The 15,878-nt window shown below is 69.3% G+C and carries 14 protein-coding genes; 4 read left to right on the forward strand and 10 right to left on the reverse strand.

What is annotated here, in order from left to right; all coding sequences use genetic code 11:
- Positions 1-58 precede the first annotated feature (58 nt).
- From U5805_RS03110 to U5805_RS03150, 9 genes are all read right to left on the reverse strand, one after another.
- A complete protein-coding gene (locus U5805_RS03110) occupies positions 59-1,084 on the reverse strand; it encodes a type II secretion system F family protein (protein ID WP_415914530.1) in 1,026 nt (341 codons plus the stop codon).
- Between the two features lie 32 nt (positions 1,085-1,116).
- The gene (locus U5805_RS03115; RefSeq protein WP_322101970.1) at positions 1,117-2,193 is read right to left on the reverse strand and encodes a type II secretion system F family protein; all 1,077 of its coding nucleotides are present in this window, start codon (positions 2,191-2,193) and stop codon (positions 1,117-1,119) included.
- Entirely contained in the window at positions 2,186-3,538 is a 1,353-nt protein-coding gene (locus U5805_RS03120; protein ID WP_322101971.1) for a CpaF family protein, read from the reverse strand. The genes U5805_RS03115 and U5805_RS03120 overlap by 8 nt, the downstream gene beginning before the upstream one ends.
- A gap of 3 nt (positions 3,539-3,541) precedes the next feature.
- On the reverse strand, positions 3,542-4,849 hold the full coding sequence (locus tag U5805_RS03125; protein ID WP_415914523.1) for a fimbrial protein: 1,308 nt from the start codon (positions 4,847-4,849) through the stop codon (positions 3,542-3,544).
- Positions 4,850-4,900: 51 nt separating this feature from the next.
- The gene (locus U5805_RS03130; protein WP_415914524.1) at positions 4,901-6,313 is read right to left on the reverse strand and encodes a type II and III secretion system protein family protein; all 1,413 of its coding nucleotides are present in this window, start codon (positions 6,311-6,313) and stop codon (positions 4,901-4,903) included.
- Positions 6,314-6,404: 91 nt separating this feature from the next.
- A complete protein-coding gene (cpaB, locus tag U5805_RS03135) occupies positions 6,405-7,361 on the reverse strand; it encodes a Flp pilus assembly protein CpaB (protein WP_322101972.1) in 957 nt (318 codons plus the stop codon).
- Between the two features lie 61 nt (positions 7,362-7,422).
- Positions 7,423-7,923 (reverse strand): TadE family protein, encoded by a 501-nt coding sequence (locus U5805_RS03140; protein ID WP_322101973.1) that lies wholly within the window; start codon positions 7,921-7,923, stop codon positions 7,423-7,425.
- A complete protein-coding gene (locus U5805_RS03145) occupies positions 7,920-8,426 on the reverse strand; it encodes a prepilin peptidase (RefSeq protein WP_322101974.1) in 507 nt (168 codons plus the stop codon). Before U5805_RS03145 ends, U5805_RS03140 begins: the two co-directional genes overlap by 4 nt.
- 110 nt (positions 8,427-8,536) lie before the next feature.
- Positions 8,537-8,737 carry a Flp family type IVb pilin gene (locus U5805_RS03150; RefSeq protein ID WP_322101975.1) on the reverse strand — a complete coding sequence of 67 codons (201 nt, stop codon included), beginning with the start codon at positions 8,735-8,737 and terminating at the stop codon, positions 8,537-8,539.
- Between the two features lie 608 nt (positions 8,738-9,345).
- Here U5805_RS03150 and U5805_RS03155 point away from each other — a divergent pair.
- The 4 genes from U5805_RS03155 (at position 9,346) to U5805_RS03170 (ending at position 15,115) form a co-directional block, all read left to right on the forward strand.
- Positions 9,346-10,947 (forward strand): collagen-like triple helix repeat-containing protein, encoded by a 1,602-nt coding sequence (locus U5805_RS03155; RefSeq protein ID WP_322101976.1) that lies wholly within the window; start codon positions 9,346-9,348, stop codon positions 10,945-10,947.
- 31 nt (positions 10,948-10,978) lie between these two features.
- A complete protein-coding gene (locus U5805_RS03160; protein ID WP_415914525.1) occupies positions 10,979-12,469 on the forward strand; it encodes a collagen-like triple helix repeat-containing protein in 1,491 nt (496 codons plus the stop codon).
- A gap of 287 nt (positions 12,470-12,756) precedes the next feature.
- Positions 12,757-14,490 (forward strand): ShlB/FhaC/HecB family hemolysin secretion/activation protein, encoded by a 1,734-nt coding sequence (locus U5805_RS03165; protein WP_322101977.1) that lies wholly within the window; start codon positions 12,757-12,759, stop codon positions 14,488-14,490.
- Positions 14,491-14,650: 160 nt separating this feature from the next.
- On the forward strand, positions 14,651-15,115 hold the full coding sequence (locus U5805_RS03170) for a DUF2147 domain-containing protein (protein WP_322101978.1): 465 nt from the start codon (positions 14,651-14,653) through the stop codon (positions 15,113-15,115).
- 251 nt (positions 15,116-15,366) lie between these two features.
- Here the strand turns inward: U5805_RS03170 and U5805_RS03175 are convergent, their stop codons facing one another.
- A complete protein-coding gene (locus U5805_RS03175; RefSeq protein ID WP_322101979.1) occupies positions 15,367-15,819 on the reverse strand; it encodes a transposase in 453 nt (150 codons plus the stop codon).
- Positions 15,820-15,878 lie beyond the last annotated feature (59 nt).

Genomic DNA, 15,878 nt, shown 5'->3' on the forward strand with positions numbered 1-15,878 from the left:
GTAGCCAGGTTCAGTGCCGGGTTCAGTGCCAAGTTCAATGCCGGGTTCAGTGCCAGATTCAGTGTCGTATGGGAATCGAGGAAAGCGAATGCATCACGGCGATGATGCCTGGCCCCGCGGTGGCGATCAGCAGCGCGGGCAGCAGCGTCAGCACCATCACACCCGTCATCTTGACCGTCACGCGGCCCACGCGCTCGCGCAGCGTCGCGCGCCGCAGTTCGCGCAAGCGGTCGCCGAATTGCCGCAGCGGCTCCTGCACCGCGCCGCCGTGCCGGTCGACCTGCACGAGCAGGCGGATCACGGCGCGCAGGTCCTCGTTCTCGTAGATCGTCGCCATGCGTTGCAGCGACTGCTCGCGCGTGCGCCCCGCCACGAACTGGCGTTGCGCGATCTCCAGTTCCTGGCCGAGCACGGGCAGGACGTTGCGGAATTCGTTAAGCAGCACCTGCACGCTTTGATCGAGCGACAAGCCGACGCCTTGCAGCAGCCGCAGCAAATCGACGAGCATCGGCAATTCGTCGGCAACGTCGTCGAGGCGCGCGGCCGCGCGCCGACGCAGCAACAGCTTCGGCGCGAGAAAACCGGCGAGGAGCCCCGCGCCTGTCCATACCAGCGGATGCTGGCTCGCACGCGCATTCACGAACCCCGCGAGCGCGGCGGCAAACAGGATCGCCGTGACGAGCCGCGCGACCAGAAAGAGGCTGCGCGAGCGCGCGTCCGTGTATCCGCAGCGGTCGAGCAGTCGCCGGTCCTCCTCGGCCACGGCCAGCTTGCCGAACGGCGTTTCGAGCCAGCGCGCGCCCACGCGCGCGAGGCGCTCGAGCACACCCGGCGCGCCCGGCGCCCTGGGTGCCCCGGATGCGCGCGCGGGCGAGTCCGCACCGCCGGCCGCCGATCCAACCGAAGCCGATCCAGCCGAAGCCGGCGCCGCGCAAGCCATGACCGCGCGCATGGCCGCCGCGCGCGCGTCGCTCGCGGCGGCCTGCGCCAGCAACGCGTCCTCGAGCGTGCGCGTGGTGCGCCGCGCCGCCGCAAGACGCAGGCACGCGAGCGCGGCGAACAGCGCAACGCCGAGCGCGGCCAATACGAGCGCGAGCGCGCCGAGTTGCGCGGGGCTCACAGCACGCCTCGCAAGCGCGTGAGCCGGTACAGCAGCAACGCGCCCGTCGCCTGCAAGCCGAGCGCGGCCCAGACGAGTTCGCGGCCCGACCGGTCGTTCCACATCGACGCGAAATAAGCGGGATTCGCCACGATGAGAAAGCCGCCGATCAAAAACGGCAGCAGCGCGAGCACCCAGGCGGAAAGCCGCGTTTCCGCCGACATCGCCGACAGTTCGCGCTGCGCCTGCTCGAGGTCGCGCATGAACGTGGCCATGCGTTCGAGCATCACGTCCGCGCGGCCGCCGTAGCGCACCGAAAGCCGCAGCACGGCGCCCACGAGTTCGAGTTCGCGCGCGCGGTACACGAGCGACACCTGATGCAGCGCGCGGTCGATTTCCACGCCCGAGCGCAGCATGTGCGAAACGTGATCGAGGCATTCGCGCAGCGGCGCCTCGGTCGTGAGCAGCGCGGCCTGAAACGCGGCGGGCACGCTGTTGCCGAGCACGATGAGCCGCACGATGCCGTCGAGAAACGAAGGCAGTTGCACGACGAGCCGCGCGCGGCGTCGTTGCGCGCGCAACGAAAGCGCGAACGCGACGGCGCAGGCGAGCGCCGCGAGCACGACCAGCACCGCCGGCGCGCCGCCGAAGCGCCAGGCCCAAAGCGCCGCCACGCACGCGAACAGGCCGATCACGAGCGCGGGCTTGCGCGCGTCCGCGATGCCGGCGCGGCTCATCGCGTGCTGCACGGCGAGCGTGAGGCGCGCGCGCAAGCGGCCGGCGGCGCGGTTTGCCGATGCCGATGCTGTCGATGTCGACATCGGCGAGGAAAATGCCGCGCCCGTAGCCCCCATCGACGCCGATCCGGCCGGCCCGCGCCCCGGAGCCGGCATGGCCGCGCCGCCGCGCAACGCCGCCGCCATCGCGGCCGACGGTTGCGCCGCCACGGCGCCCGCGCCCGCCGCCACGCGCTGATCGACGACGCGCGTCACGCGCTCGCGCGCCACCCGCAACTGCGCGCGCCGCCACAGCAGCAGCCCCGCGGCCGCCAGCAGCAACGCGAACGCCGCGAACAGCGCGATCACGCTAGACATTGAACCCTCCGTCACGCCCGCCGCGAAAGCCGAAGTTCGCCGAGGCGTTCATCGACCCGGCCAGCGCCTGGCGAAACCGCGCGAGCTTCGGCGAATGCGGATGAATGCCGAGCGATTCCCAGCGGTCCAGTTCCTCGCCTTCGGGCGTCGTCACCGGCTCGTAGCGATAGAGTTCCTGCGTCGCGATGATGTTGTCCGAGAGCCCGGTCACTTCGGTCACCGAAATGATCCGGCGACGGCCGTTGGACAACCGCCCGATCTGCACGATGAAATCGACGGCATTGGCGATCTGGCGGCGCAAGCTGTTTTCGGTGCCCTGAAACCCCGCGAAGCCCGCGAGCATTTCGAGCCGGTACAAACACTCGCGCGGCGAACTCGCATGCACCGTCGCCATCGAGCCGTCGTGGCCCGTGTTCATCGCCTGGAGCATTTCGAGCACTTCGCCGCCGCGCACTTCGCCCACGATGATGCGGTCGGGCCGCATGCGCAGCGTATTGCGCAACAGATCGCGAATCGTCACCACGCCGGAACCGTCGAAGCCGCCCGGACGGCTTTCGAGCCGCACCACGTGCGGATGATTGAGCGACAGTTCCGCCGTGTCCTCGATCGTCACCACGCGCTCCACTTCGGGAATATGGAACGCGAGCGCGTTGAGGAGCGACGTCTTGCCCGAACTCGTGCCGCCCGAAACGAGAATATTGCAGCGCGCCTGCACGGCCGCCTCGAACAGCGCGCCGATCTCCGCGCCGAACGTGCCGTTGCCGATCAGGTCGTCGGGGCGCAGCGGGTCCTTGCGGAACTTGCGGATCGAGACGATCGGGCCCGCGAGCGAAAGCGGCTCGATCACCACGTTGATGCGGCCGCCGTCGGGCAGGCGCGCGTCGACCATCGGATTCGATTCGTCGAGACGACGGCCGATCGGCGCGAGAATGCGGCGCACGATGCGCAGCAGGTGCCCGTTGTCGGAGAAGCGCACGGGAATCTTCGCGAGAATGCCGTGGCGCGACACGTACACGTCGCTATAGCCGTTGATGAGAATGTCCTCCACCGCCGGGTCGCCGAGCAGATCCTCGATCGGCCCGAAGCCCGCGAGTTCCTTGGTGAGCGCCTCGGCGATCGCGCGCACCTCGCGCTCGTTGATCGGGATGTGGCGCAGCCGCACGAAACTGTCCATCTCCAGATCGACGAACTGGTTGATCGCGTGGCGCGACCAGCGGCCGAATTCGGCGCCCAGTTCCTCGATGCGCGTGAGCAGATGTTCGTGCGCCGCGTTCTTGATGTCCTGGAATTGCTGGCTATGCGCGAACAGCGGCGCGTCGTCGGCAAACTCGATGTTATCGGCCATGATCTACGAACGCTTCGATGAAGGTGGGAAAAAGCGCTTGAGCGCGTCGAGCCCGCGCGGACCCTTCGGCCCTCGGGCGTCGTCCGGCGCGCGCGTGTCCGCGTGCGCGCCTTCGAGCCGCGCAACCAGCGTTTCGAGCGCGCGCACGTACGGGTCGCGCGGCGCGGTGTCGATCAGCAGTTCGGCGCGGTTCACGGCTTGGCACAGCGCGACGCGGCGCGCGGGCAGCACGGCCGCGAGTTCGACGCCGAGGCGCGCGGCGATTTGCGCGGGCGCGGGATCGAGCCCGGCTTCGTGCTGGTTGAGCACGAGCCGCAGGTTCGCGAGATCCACGCCGCCTTCGCGCAACGCCTCGATCTGACGCGCCGCCGCCACGATGGACGCCACGTTCTGGTCGCACACGAGCCACGCTTCGTCGGCGGACTGCACGATCTGCGCGACGAATTCGGCGTTCGTGAAGCCGCCAAGATCGGCGATCTGCTGGTCGAAAAAAGCGCGCAGCCGCGCGAGCAGCGCCACCGCACCCTGATACGAGACTTCGCGCAGCGCCCCGAGATCGGCGGGCAGCGTGGTGAGCGCAAGCCCGCTCGCGTGGCGCCCGAGCGCGGTATGCACGAAGGTCTGGTCGAAGCGGCGCAGGTTGCGCACGGCCTCGACGAAGCCGAAGCCTTCGGGCGTGTTGAGCATGAGCGCGCCATCGCCCGCGGGCAGACCGAGATCGAGCAGCGCCGTCTGACGCTTGCCGGCCGCGCCCTTGCGCGCGAGCAGCGCGCCCAGATGCACCGCGAGCGTCGTCACGCCCACGCCCGCGCGTGCGCCGAGCAGCACGGTCAGGCCGCCGTAGCGGCTCACCGGCTCGATGCGGTTGTCGAGCACCTGGCGCACGATGCGCAGCGCGTCGGCGGCGTCGCCCGCGGTATCGACGAAATCGCGCACGCCCGCGCGCAAGGCCGCGAGCGCGCTTTCCGGTTCGGCCAGCGTGCCCACGGCAATCACCTGCAAGCCCGCGAAGCTCGTGTGCGCCGCGGCGGCCACGGCGCTCGCGGCGGCCGCGCGCCCTTGCGAAAAATCGACGAGCAAGAGCGGCGGCATCTGCTGGGCGATGTTCGCGGCGATGCGCTGCGCGGCCAGCGGCGCTTCGAGGCCCACCGTTTCCACCTGCCCCGCCGGCGCGAGCGCGCGCGCGAGCCAGCGCGCGTTGGCCTCGCTCGCCGAGGCGAACACGAACGAATCGGCGCCCGCGGCGGGCGCGGCGGCGCGCTCAGCGGGCATGGCCGTCGCTTGCGGCGGCGTGTGCGTTCTCGCGTTCATCCTGCCTCCCCTTCTGCTGCGCTGATGTCGCCCGCATGGCCGTGCGCGCGCTCACTGCGAAAACCCCGGCACCGCGTCGCCCGACGCCGCGCCGCCCAGCAACGAACGCCACACGGGCGCGTTGCGCTGCTCGGACTGCTCGCCGGGCGTGGACGGCAGCTTCGCGTCCTTCGCAAGCGGCGAAACCAGATGCGGCGTGACGATGATCACGAGCTCGCGGTCGTTCTGCTGATAGTTCATCTGCTTGAAGAACGCGCCGATCACGGGCAGGTCGCCGAGCAGCGGCACCTTGCTGACGTTCGCGGCGGTCTCGCGGTCGATCAGGCCGCCGATCACGAAGCTTTCGCCGTCGCCCAGTTCGACGGTCGTTTCGGCGCGGCGCGTCGTGATGCCGGGCACCGAAACGCCGCTGATCGTCACCGCGTTGGCGAAGTCGAGCTGGCTCGCCTCGGGCGCGACCTTCAGCGCGATGCGCTGCGGCGAGAGCACCGTCGGCGTGAGCGACAGGCCGATGCCGTACGGCTTGTATTCGATCGACGTGGTGCCGAGCCCTTCGGGCACCGGCACGGGAATCTCGCCGCCCGCGAGAAAGCTCGCGCTTTGCCCCGAGAGCGCGACCAGCGTGGGCTCCGCAAGCACGCGCGCGAGATTGTTGGATTCCATGAGGCTCAGATCGGCGAACAAGCCGTGCGACACCGACGAGAACACCAGGTTGAACGCCGAGGAAATCGGCGTGATGCCGTTGAGCGCCGTCGAAGCCGCCGTGTTGTTCGCGCCCGGCGCGAGCGACGTGGGCCCGAACGAGCCGAACGAAAAACCGTTGTTCTGGCGAAAGAAGTTGAAACCGATCTGCTTGAGCACCGAGCGGCTGAACTCCACCACGCGCACGTCCACCTGCACCACGGAACGCGTGGCGATCGTCGAGGTGTCGAGCACGGCGGCGCCGTTCGCGTTCTTGCCGCCCGCGCCGAGCGAGCCGCGCGCGGCCGCGACGGCGCGCTGATGGCGTTCCATCGTCGGCGTGCTGCCGGTCACGAGCGCGGTATCGCCGAGCACCTTGACGCCCGGCGTGTCGCTTCCCAGCAAGGCGCGCGCGGCGGGCGTCGTCACGTTGACGGTGAGCGTGCGCGGCTCGCCGGCGCCTTCCCACAGCATCACGCTGGTCGTGCCCGCGCCCTTGCCGACGAGCAGCAGGCCGCCGCGCCGGTCGCCGCGCACCACCAGCACGTCGGCCACGCCGGGGTCGCCCACCGCCACGCGCGCGAGCGAACCGGGTACGGGCAGCGTGCGCTGCTCGCCCACCGTGATGTCGATGGTGGACGGCATGGCCGCCGCATCGCTAATCCCCGTTGGCGCTTTCTGCACCGGCGGCGCGGCCCACGCGCCGCGCACGGCGGCGGTTCCCGGCACGCCCGCGCATATCGCCGCGGCGACGGCGCAGGCCGCCATCCTCGTTATCGTCATGTTGTTTTGCATGCTTGCTGTTATGTCATTGCCCGATCGAATCCCACGTTGCGGCGCTTGCGGGGCGGCGCGCCGCACGCCGCCGGAGGGATCACCACGCCACGCGCTCGGCCCGGCCGCCCCGTATCACTTCCAGGCTGCCGCCCGCGTTGCCGCGCGACGCGCCCGCCGACGCGTTCGCGACGCGCTGCACCGGCGCATGCGCATTGCCGCCCGCGAGCTGCTCCAGCGCGACGCCCGCGGCCGCCTGGGTCGAGGCGGATGGTTGCGCCCCGCCGCGCGCGACCACTTTCAGCACGCCGGGCGGCGGTCCGAACGCCGACGCATCGAGCGCGTCGGGATCGGTCGGATTGCGCAGCGCGAGCAGCAACTGCCCCTGGCTTTGCGCGAGCGTGAGCGTGTCGATGTCGGCGAGCGGCACCGCGAGCACGGCCGTGCGCGGCGCGGGATTTTGCGTGCCGAAGCTGCTCGTGCGCTGCGCCGTGCGCGTCTTGCCGTCATCGTCAGGATTGCCGAATATCAGCACGCGTGCCTTCGAAACCAGCAAGCGGGTTTGCGTGCGCGCGATCTCGCCGCCCGCCACCGCGCCCGCGCCGTCACGGCGCAGCGTGAAGAACACGTCGACGAAATTGCCGGGCCGCAACTGGTTGCCCACGGCATTGGTTTCGTCGACGCGCACGGCCACCGCGCGCTCGCCCGGCGCGAGGCTCGCGGCAAGACTCGAAGTGAGTTGCGAATCGAGCACGGGCGTGTCGGCGGCGACGCTCGCGAGCGGCACGCGCCCGACGATCAGGCCCGCGTCGCTGAACGAGCCCGGCGGACGAATGGGCAGCGGCTTGACGCGCAGCGCGTCGGCGGGAATCGGCTCGCCTGCCGTGAGCGTGCGGACCGCGACGACGACGGGCGTGAGCGCCTGGGTCGCGCCCGCCACCGGTTGCGCCACGGCGGGCGCGGGCGGCTCGCGGCGCGCGAGCATCCACGCGAGCACGCCAAGCACGAGCGCCGCGGCGATCAGGAGTCCTGCGAATACCTTCGTCAGGTTGGCCATCGGCAATCCTTTGCGCAATACGCCATCGGCATCATGGCGGGAGAAGAAACGTTCATGCGTGTCACAACAGATTCTCCGGGTCGATCTGCACCGTGGCCTGGCCGGTCAGCGACGCGGGAATCACGAGATCGAGCAAAGGCAGATCGGGGACGAGCGGCTTCATGCCGTACGCGTAGGTCAGCGTGACCTGAATGCAGTCCATGTTCGGGTTGTCGGTGCAACCGGCGGGCGCCATGTTCACTTCATGCGTGCAACTCGTAGGACTGCCAGGCGCCGTGGCGGCCGCGCCGGGCAGCCAGTTCACCACGGCAAGCGCACGCTGGCATGCCTGCGCGGCGCGCGCGCCGAGCGCGGCCGTGGCGTCGGTGCCGCTGCTGTAGGCAAGCGCGGCGCGCGCGCCCTCGCCCGCCGCGGCGGTCAAACTTTGCTGGACCAGAAACACCATGCTGTACGTGACGATCGCGTAAAGAATCAGGAAGAAGATCGGAAACACAAGGGCGAATTCGATCGCCGCGTTGCCGCGTTGCCGCTGCCGGCGCGTTCGGTTGGATCGGCCGTTCACCGCATGCCTCCGGCGACAAGTTGCAATATGAGCCATGCGAGCGCCGGCGCGGTGAGGCAGGTTGCGTACGGCGTGGCGCGCCGCGCACCCACGGTGATCACGCGCGCGCGCCGGCCGTCGCCGCTACGCGGGCGTCGCGCGTGCGTCGCGATCAGCAGGGCCAGCACATGCACGAGCGCGGCGATGCTGGCCACGAGCCACAGCGCGACCAGCGCCTCCTTTCCGCACCAGGCGCCGAGCACGGCGAACACCTTCACGTCGGCGGCGCCCATCACGCGCAGCAGATAAAACGGCAGCAGCGCGACGAAGCCCAGCGCGGCCGCAAGCAGCGCCGCACCGGTGTCGATGTGCAACGGGCCCGCGCGTGCGCACGCCGCGGCCAGCGCGGCGACGAAGCCCGCCAGCACGAGCGCGTTGGGCACGCGACGCGAACGGACGTCGCACACGGCAACGGCCGCCGCCCACGCGGCGAACGCGAGGCAGCCAAGAAGGTAGGTAGTCATCGCGTCAGGCGCGAGCGCTCCCCGCGCGGGCCGTTTGCGCGGCCGGCGTCGGTGACGGATTGCTTCGCGATCCTAAATGGCGAATGAAGCGGGAAGCCGCTTAATCGTTATTAATTGGCTGGAGTTGCCGCCTTCGCAGGAATGGTCTGCGAAACGGTGCTGGAAATACTTGAAAACACGTTGGTGAGATTGCTACCCAACGTGACCACCGTCGACCCGATGGCGAGTGCGATGACGCCCGCAATAAGCCCGTATTCGAGTGCGGTGACACCGTCTTCCGACTTCACGAAGTGAAGGAAAATCTTTTTCATTTTACGGCCCTCTCTCTCTTATTTCGCATTAACGCTGATCTACGCCGGCTCTCTTCATGCGCCCATGCTGCACGCACGATCGCTAACGTATCCGGTCCATCCGCGCGGGAGCTGCCATGACAGCCCGCCTACGAACTGGCCGAGTCGTATGCGATCCCCTCGCGATGCATACGCCCGGCTCATTGGTGTGTGGTCGATAGCGTAACAAACTTTTTACGCAATCGCCGCATCTGTACGTGAATTATCGGCATCTCGCTCTCGCAGTTTATCCGGGCAAACCATGATTTTTCGTTGTCCTCGCACGCTTTTCAGCGGCGCGGCTTCGTCGCGATTCATTGCGCATGATGGTCGTTACGCGAGCCGGCGTAACGTCACGCGCATCGCGTTACGTGACGTCACGCACCTCGCGATGCAACGCTCGCGAATTCGCGTCGGGCACCGTTTGATGAACGGCACTGCGAAACGCTTGCTAACGCTTGGGCGGCGCACTGTTGCCGCGATTCGGGCCGCTCGCGGCCACCCTCCTCGTTTCGAATTGGCACATCTGTTGCAGATAGGCATGCGCAGGTCGACCACAACACATAACACGCATACGAGACGAGGGCATCATGAAGCATCCGCAATTCAAGGACGTAACACGACTCACGCTGATCACCGCCGGCGTCGCCACCGCGCTCGCCCTGAGCGCTTGCGGCGGCTCGGGATCGCTCAGCAGCGGCACGGGCAGCGGCGGCGCGCTGCAAACGAGCGGCGGCACCACGGGTTCGGGCAGCGGCGCCTCGGGCGACACCGGTTCGGGCGGCAGCGGCGGCACGACCACCGGCTCCACCGGCGACGGCACGGGCACGGGTACGGGCAGCGGCAGCGGCACTGGCACGGGAAGCGGAACGACCACCGGCGATAACGGCAACGGCGGCGGCAACGGCAGCGGCAACGGCAACGGCTCGGGCAACGGCGGCGGCTCGACCGTCGCGGCGAACGCGGTCGGCCAGGTCGCCCACGCGGCGGGAACCGTGGTGAACGACGCGGGCGCGGCGGTTTCCGGCATCGGCAGCGTGGTCGCGGGTCAGTCGCTGCCCGGTGTGAGCACGCAGACGACGCAAGCCGCCGGCGGCATCGTGCAAAACCTCGGCGCGGCGGTCTCCACGCTCGGCACCGGCGTCTCGCAAGGCCTCGGCCAACTGGGCGCCAGCAGCGACCCGGTCGGCACCACGCTGTCGAGCACGGGCGGCGTCGTGAGCGACGCGGGCAAGGCGGTGACCAGCACCGGCCAGCTCGTGACGAGCCTCGGCAGCGGCCCGCTCGCGCCGCTCGCCGCGCTCACTTCGCCGCTCGGCTCGACCGTCGGCACGGTCGGCGGCGCGGTATCCAACGCGGGCAATTCGCTCACCACCGCGCTTTCCACCGGCCCGGTTCAGCAAGTCACGCAGCAACTGAGCACGGCCATCACGCCGATCACGTCGACGCTCGCAGCCACCACGCAAACGATCGGCAACACAACCGGCGTCGGCACGCCTGTGGCGGGTCTGCTCCAGACGCTCGGCGGCGGCCTCCAGAAAGGCGGCGCACTCGTCGCGCAAAGCGGCGGCAACAACCCGGTCACGTCGGGCGTGGGCAACCTCGTCAGCGATACGGGCACGACCGTCGCCACCGCCGGCAACCTGCTGACGGGCGGCAACGCCGGCGGCGCGAATCCGCTTGCACCGGTCACCGGCATTCTCGGCGGCATAACGGGCAGCACCGGCGCCACCGGCACGCCGGGCGGTGTCGGACTCGTCGCCGGCCTCGGCCTGAGCGCGGGCACGACCGGCACGACCGGCACGGCGAGCGGCAAGAGCCCGCTCGCGCCCGTCACCACCGCCCTCACCTCGGCGACCAGCGCGCTCACCGCCGCAACCGGGGGCAGCACCGGGCCGCTCGCCCCCGTCACAGGGCTCGTCGCGAGCGTGGTCAACGGCGCGGCCAACGCCGTGGGCGGCGTGAGCGGCCCGGGCGGCGCGGGCGGCATCGGCGCTTCGGTCGGTGCGGGCGCAACTGTCACGGCCGGCAAGACCTCGGCGCCCGGCGGCAGCGCGTCGAATCCGGGCGGCACGGCCACGCCCGGCATCGCCCTCGTCTCGTCGAGCGGCGGCGCCGGCAGCGGCGCGGCGGGTCCGCTCGCGGGCGTCACCTCGCTCGTCGGCGGCCTGCTGGGCGGCCTGAAGAAATAACCCTGCGATCCCATCTCGAGGAGACCTAACCATGTCCAGCCAATCCAGCACGGCGATTCAGGACCGATCGGGCGCGCTCATGCGCGGACTGCGCTTCACGGCGCTCGCGGGCGCCGTCGCCTGCACCCTCGCCGCCTGCGGCGGCAGCAGCTACACGCCGCCGACGGCCTCGATGGGCGGCAGCACCGGCACCAGCGGCACCACGGGTACGACGGGCGGCGATGGCGGCGGCACCGCGACCACGGGCGACAACGGCGGCGGCAACGGCAGCACCGGCGGCACCGGCAGCACGACCGCGACGGGCACGACGGGCGTCGTCGGCACGGTGGCGAAAGCCGCGACCGACCTCGGCAACGCGATCGGCTCGGCTTCGCTGCCGGGCGTCGACGGCCAGGTCACGAAGGGACTCGGCGCCACGGTGTCGAGCACGGGCGGCGTCGTCGGCGCGCTCTCGAACGCGGTCGCAAGCGGCCTCGGCCAGACCGGCACCACGGCGAATCCGGTCGGCACGACGGTGGCCGGGCTGGGCAACGTCGTGAGCGCGACGAGCGGCGTCGTCGGCGGATTGTCGACCACGGTGGGCGGCCTCGGCACCGGCCAGCTTTCGGCTTTGTCGCCGGTCACGACGCCGGTCGCCTCGCTGCTCGGCCAGACCGCCCAAGCCGTCGACGCGGGCGGCCAGACGCTGGGCAACGCGCTCGCCTCGGCACCCGTGCAGCAGATCACGCAGCCCGTAAGCAGCGCGATCACGCCGATCGTCACGTCCGCCGGGCTGCTCACGCAGCAAGTGGGCACCGCGACGGGCTTGGGCACGCCGGTTTCCGGACTGCTTTCGCAAGTCGGCGGCGCATTGAAGTCGGCGGGCGCGCAAGTCGCCACGGCGGCGGGCGGCGGCACGGCCAGCGCGCCCGGCGGCCTCGCCTCGCTGCTGCCGGTCTCGGTGCCGGGCACGAGCGGCCTTGGCGGCGCGACGACGGCGCTGGCCCCGCTCGGCGCCGACGTCGGCACGCTCGCGGGTGCGCTCGGCAACACGGTGACGAACGCGGGCGGACTCGTGAACCCGAACGGTCCGAACGGCGCCGCGCCCATTGCCGGCTTGATCACGAGTCTCGTCGGCAGCAACAACGTCGCGGTCGCGAACGGTCCGCCGAGCGGCTCGGCCAGCCCGCTCGCGCCGCTCACGTCCGCGCTTCCAGGTCTCGGGCTCGGCGCGGTGACGGGCGGCTCGGGCGCATCGTCCGGCGGCACGCTCACGGGCGTACCGGTGGTCGGCGTGCTGCTTTCGGGTACCGTTGCGATCGGCAAACCGACGCCGGCCGCATCCCTCGCCGCGAACGGCGCCGCCACCACGACGGCTTCGGCCACGCCGCTCACGAGCGGCGCGACGGGCCTTCTGCAACCGGTCACGGGTCTGGTCGGCTCGGTGACGGGCGCGCTGGGCGCAACTTCGAGCGCAACCTCGGGCGCGACCGGAAACACGACCACCTCGGGAGGACTGCTAAGCGGCCTGTTGCGCAAGTAACCCTGGTGCGGCGGCAGCGCGCAAACAGGCGGCATCCGCAGGCAGGGAAGCACGCAGCAAGCAGAAGGCAAAAGGCAGAAGGCAGCAAAGCGCGAGAGTCGCGCATCGCGACGGCCAGGTTCGGCGCCCGCGCGACGGCGTAGCGGTAGATCGTTCGCAGTACGCAGCATTGAAACGACGGGCAATCAGGGAGCCCACAGACCGCCGGAAAGGCGGCAAAAGAGGTGGTCGCGCCGGCGCATGAGAGAGCGCTGGCGCGCATCGCCCAAGAGTCCGAGGGCAGTACGATGAAACGCCGATATGCAGGTTGGGTCGCGCTCGCTGCGACGGGGATTGTCGTGAGCGCGGAATTGACGGGGACGGCTTTCGCGCAGAACCGGCCGGTAACAGGCAGCAACACGGTGGGCGGCAATCCGCTGGGCGGCAATCCGCTCGACGCGCTGCCGCAGATCAATGCGCCGCAAAAAGCGCCGAGCGTGAGCGTGCAGGTGCAACCGCAGGCGCCGCAGCTTCAGCAACTGCTCGCCACGCACATCACGCCGTCGACGTTCAAGGTGGAAGGCGTGAAGTCGATTCCGTTCGACGAGGTGGCGAAACGCTTCGCGCCGCTCGCGCATCGCGACATCACCATCGGCGAGCTGATCGAGACCGCGAACGGCGTGACCAGGCTGTATCAGGAACGCGGTTACGCGCTGTCGTTCGCGTTCGTGCCCGCGCAGGATTTCGCCGATGGCGTCGTGCGCATCACGGTCGTCGAAGGCTATGTGTCGAACGTGAAGATCACGGGCAAGCCCGGCGCGCTCGAGGACAAGATACGCGCGATCGCCGCGCACATCGTCGCGGACCGGCCGCTGCGCACGGCCACGTTCCAGCGCGATATCAACGTGCTGGGGCTGCTGCCGGGGCTGAAAGTATCGGCGAACGTGCCGCCGCCCACGAGCACCGACGGCGCGACCACGCTCGAACTCGACGCGCAGCACAAGGCATTCGACGTGAGCACCGGCATCGACTTCAATCATCCGGGCGTGCAGGGCCTGCTCACGCTCACCGAGAACGGCCTCACGCCGTTCGGCGAGCAACTGAGCTTTTCGGCGTTGCTGCCGAAGGGCCGCGACAACATCACGTATCTGGCGGCGCACGCGGCAGTGCCGATCGCGAGCGACGGGCTTACGGCCAAGGTCGACGCCACGCACTATCGCGGCAATCCCGTCGACAACCCGGGGCTGCCCTCGTACGTCGAGCGCACCGTCATCAGCGACAAGATCACGGGCGCGCTTTCGTACCCGCTGCTGCTCAGCAACACGCGCAGCGTGGTGGGCACCGTGAGCGCATACGCGGCGCACGACGAGGACCGCTACCGCAACACCATCAACGGGCTTCAGTATGGCGAGACATCGCAGGTGCGCGTCTTGCAGTTACAGGCCGATTACGCCGAAGTCAAGCCGGGCCAGGTGCGCAAGGCGAGCGTTGCGATCGCCAAGGCATTCAATATTCTCGGCGCGTCGAAAGGCGCGGATACGAATATCGCGGGACTGACGCTCGCGAATCCGGTCTCGCTGAATTTCGTGCGCACCAACGCGTCGTTCTCGCAGACCAACGACTGGCCGCTCGGCTTCGGCACGGCGTTTGCCGTGACGGGCCAGTTCAGCGCAGTCTCGCTGCCGACTTCGGAGCAGATCGCCTTCGGCGCGCAGCGCTTTGCAAACGGCTATCAGCCCGGCGAGGCGTCGGGCGATTCGGGCTGGGGCGCGTCGATCGAACTCAATCATCCGTTCGCGCTCGGTCATGCGTGGCTGCAAACGCTCACGCCTTACGTTTCGTTCGACATGGCGCGCGTGTACCTCCATGCGGGCACGCCCTCGCCTTCGCGCCTGTCCTCGGCGTCGATCGGCTTGCGGATTTCGGACGGCAAGTACTACAGCCTCGATCTCTCGGTCGCGAAAGCGCTCGCCGATGCGCCCGTCGAAAGTCCGTCGCGCAGCCCGCGCGTGAACGCCACATTCTCGTATCAGCTCAATTGACGTGCCCGCGCTCGCTCGTTCGCCCGACTAGAGGCCCTCCTCTCAAACGCGCGCGGTGCTTTCCAGTATCCTGCCCTGACCGTGCGACGCCGCGCGCCACGACGCGCGTCGCATCGCATGGGCTGCATCGCCATCACAAACAACATCAGTGGAGGACGACATGAACGGTTTCCTGAGCCGGGCCGCGTGCCGCGCGGCGCTCGCGAGCGTGCTGCTCGCGGGCACGGTTGCGGCGCACGCGCAAACGGATTCGCCAGTAGGCGTGTGGCAAACGGTCGACGATCATACGGGCCAGCCCAAGGCGCTCGTGAAAATCAGCGACGACGGCAGCGGCAATCTGGACGGCAAGGTCATCAAGGGGCTTGGCGCCAACGATCAGCCCGACCGGCGCTGCACGGCTTGCACGGATTCGCGCAAGGATCAGTTGATACTCGGCATGACGATCATCGACGGCATGAAAAAGACCGGCGACGGCTGGGACGACGGGCACATTCTCGACCCGGAAAACGGCAAGGTGTACCGCTGCAAGATGCACCTGGAAGACGGCGGCCAGAAGCTCGAAGTGCGCGGCTATCTGGGCATTGCCTTGCTCGGCCGCTCGCAGACGTGGGTACGCCAGCAGTAAATCCCGGCACTGGCGCCGGAACGTTTTGCAGACCGAAGGATATAAGCGGGATAAAAGCGCGAACCTGAGAGGCAGTACTGGAGGCAGCACCAGAGTAGTACGCGGAAGCGATAGCCGGCCGAAGCGAGCGATACGCTTCGGCCGGCGGTTTTTTTACGCCGATGCTTTTACGACCACTGCGTCAAGCCGATACGAGCTTGATGCCGGCGTTCACCGTATGGGGCAACCCACCGGCAAGCACCCTAGCCGGTTCAGGCCGTGTGACGGAACACCGGATAGTTAAACGGCTGTGCGGCGCTGGGCGTCGTGGTTTGCGGCACGAACGGCGAATTGCGCGGCACGCTGCGCGGGGCGTCCTGACGGCGCGCGGCCTTTTCCGCACGCGTAGCGTGCTTGCGCATGCGCGCTTCGATGGTGTCGCACAGCGACACGCCTTCTTCGCCGAACAGCTCGGCCATGATGCGCTTGAGCACGCCGTTGTCGTGCCAGGTCTTGAAACGGCGGTGGCAGGTTTGGTACGACGGGTAGCGGCGCGGCATGGCCGACCACGTCGCGCCGCTATACATGACCCACAGCACGCCGTTGAGCACCGAACGCGTATTGGCGAGCGGCCGGCCGCGCAATTCGGAACGAGGACGCAATTCGGGCAGCAGCAGCATCACGCGCTGCCATTCTTCGTCGGTAATATCGCGATGAGGAGTCATGGGGTTTTCCTTTATCAGAGCGTGTGCTGACAAACGATATCCCCTTGCCCCGGCCGCCC

Source organism: Paraburkholderia sp. J41, assembly GCF_905220235.1.
Taxonomy (GTDB): Bacteria; Pseudomonadota; Gammaproteobacteria; order Burkholderiales; family Burkholderiaceae; genus Paraburkholderia.

Coding starts and splice junctions, on each gene's coding strand:
- U5805_RS03115 (WP_322101970.1), bottom strand. CDS start 2,193: ATGTCTAGCGTGATCGCGCTGTTCGCGGCGTTCGCGTTGCTGCTGGCG.
- U5805_RS03120 (WP_322101971.1), bottom strand. CDS start 3,538: ATGGCCGATAACATCGAGTTTGCCGACGACGCGCCGCTGTTCGCGCAT.
- U5805_RS03125 (WP_415914523.1), bottom strand. CDS start 4,849: ATGAACGCGAGAACGCACACGCCGCCGCAAGCGACGGCCATGCCCGCT.
- U5805_RS03130 (WP_415914524.1), bottom strand. CDS start 6,313: ATGACGATAACGAGGATGGCGGCCTGCGCCGTCGCCGCGGCGATATGC.
- cpaB (WP_322101972.1), bottom strand. CDS start 7,361: ATGGCCAACCTGACGAAGGTATTCGCAGGACTCCTGATCGCCGCGGCG.
- U5805_RS03145 (WP_322101974.1), bottom strand. CDS start 8,426: ATGACTACCTACCTTCTTGGCTGCCTCGCGTTCGCCGCGTGGGCGGCG.
- U5805_RS03150 (WP_322101975.1), bottom strand. CDS start 8,737: ATGAAAAAGATTTTCCTTCACTTCGTGAAGTCGGAAGACGGTGTCACC.
- U5805_RS03155 (WP_322101976.1), top strand. CDS start 9,346: ATGAAGCATCCGCAATTCAAGGACGTAACACGACTCACGCTGATCACC.
- U5805_RS03160 (WP_415914525.1), top strand. CDS start 10,979: ATGTCCAGCCAATCCAGCACGGCGATTCAGGACCGATCGGGCGCGCTC.
- U5805_RS03165 (WP_322101977.1), top strand. CDS start 12,757: ATGAAACGCCGATATGCAGGTTGGGTCGCGCTCGCTGCGACGGGGATT.
- U5805_RS03170 (WP_322101978.1), top strand. CDS start 14,651: ATGAACGGTTTCCTGAGCCGGGCCGCGTGCCGCGCGGCGCTCGCGAGC.
- U5805_RS03175 (WP_322101979.1), bottom strand. CDS start 15,819: ATGACTCCTCATCGCGATATTACCGACGAAGAATGGCAGCGCGTGATG.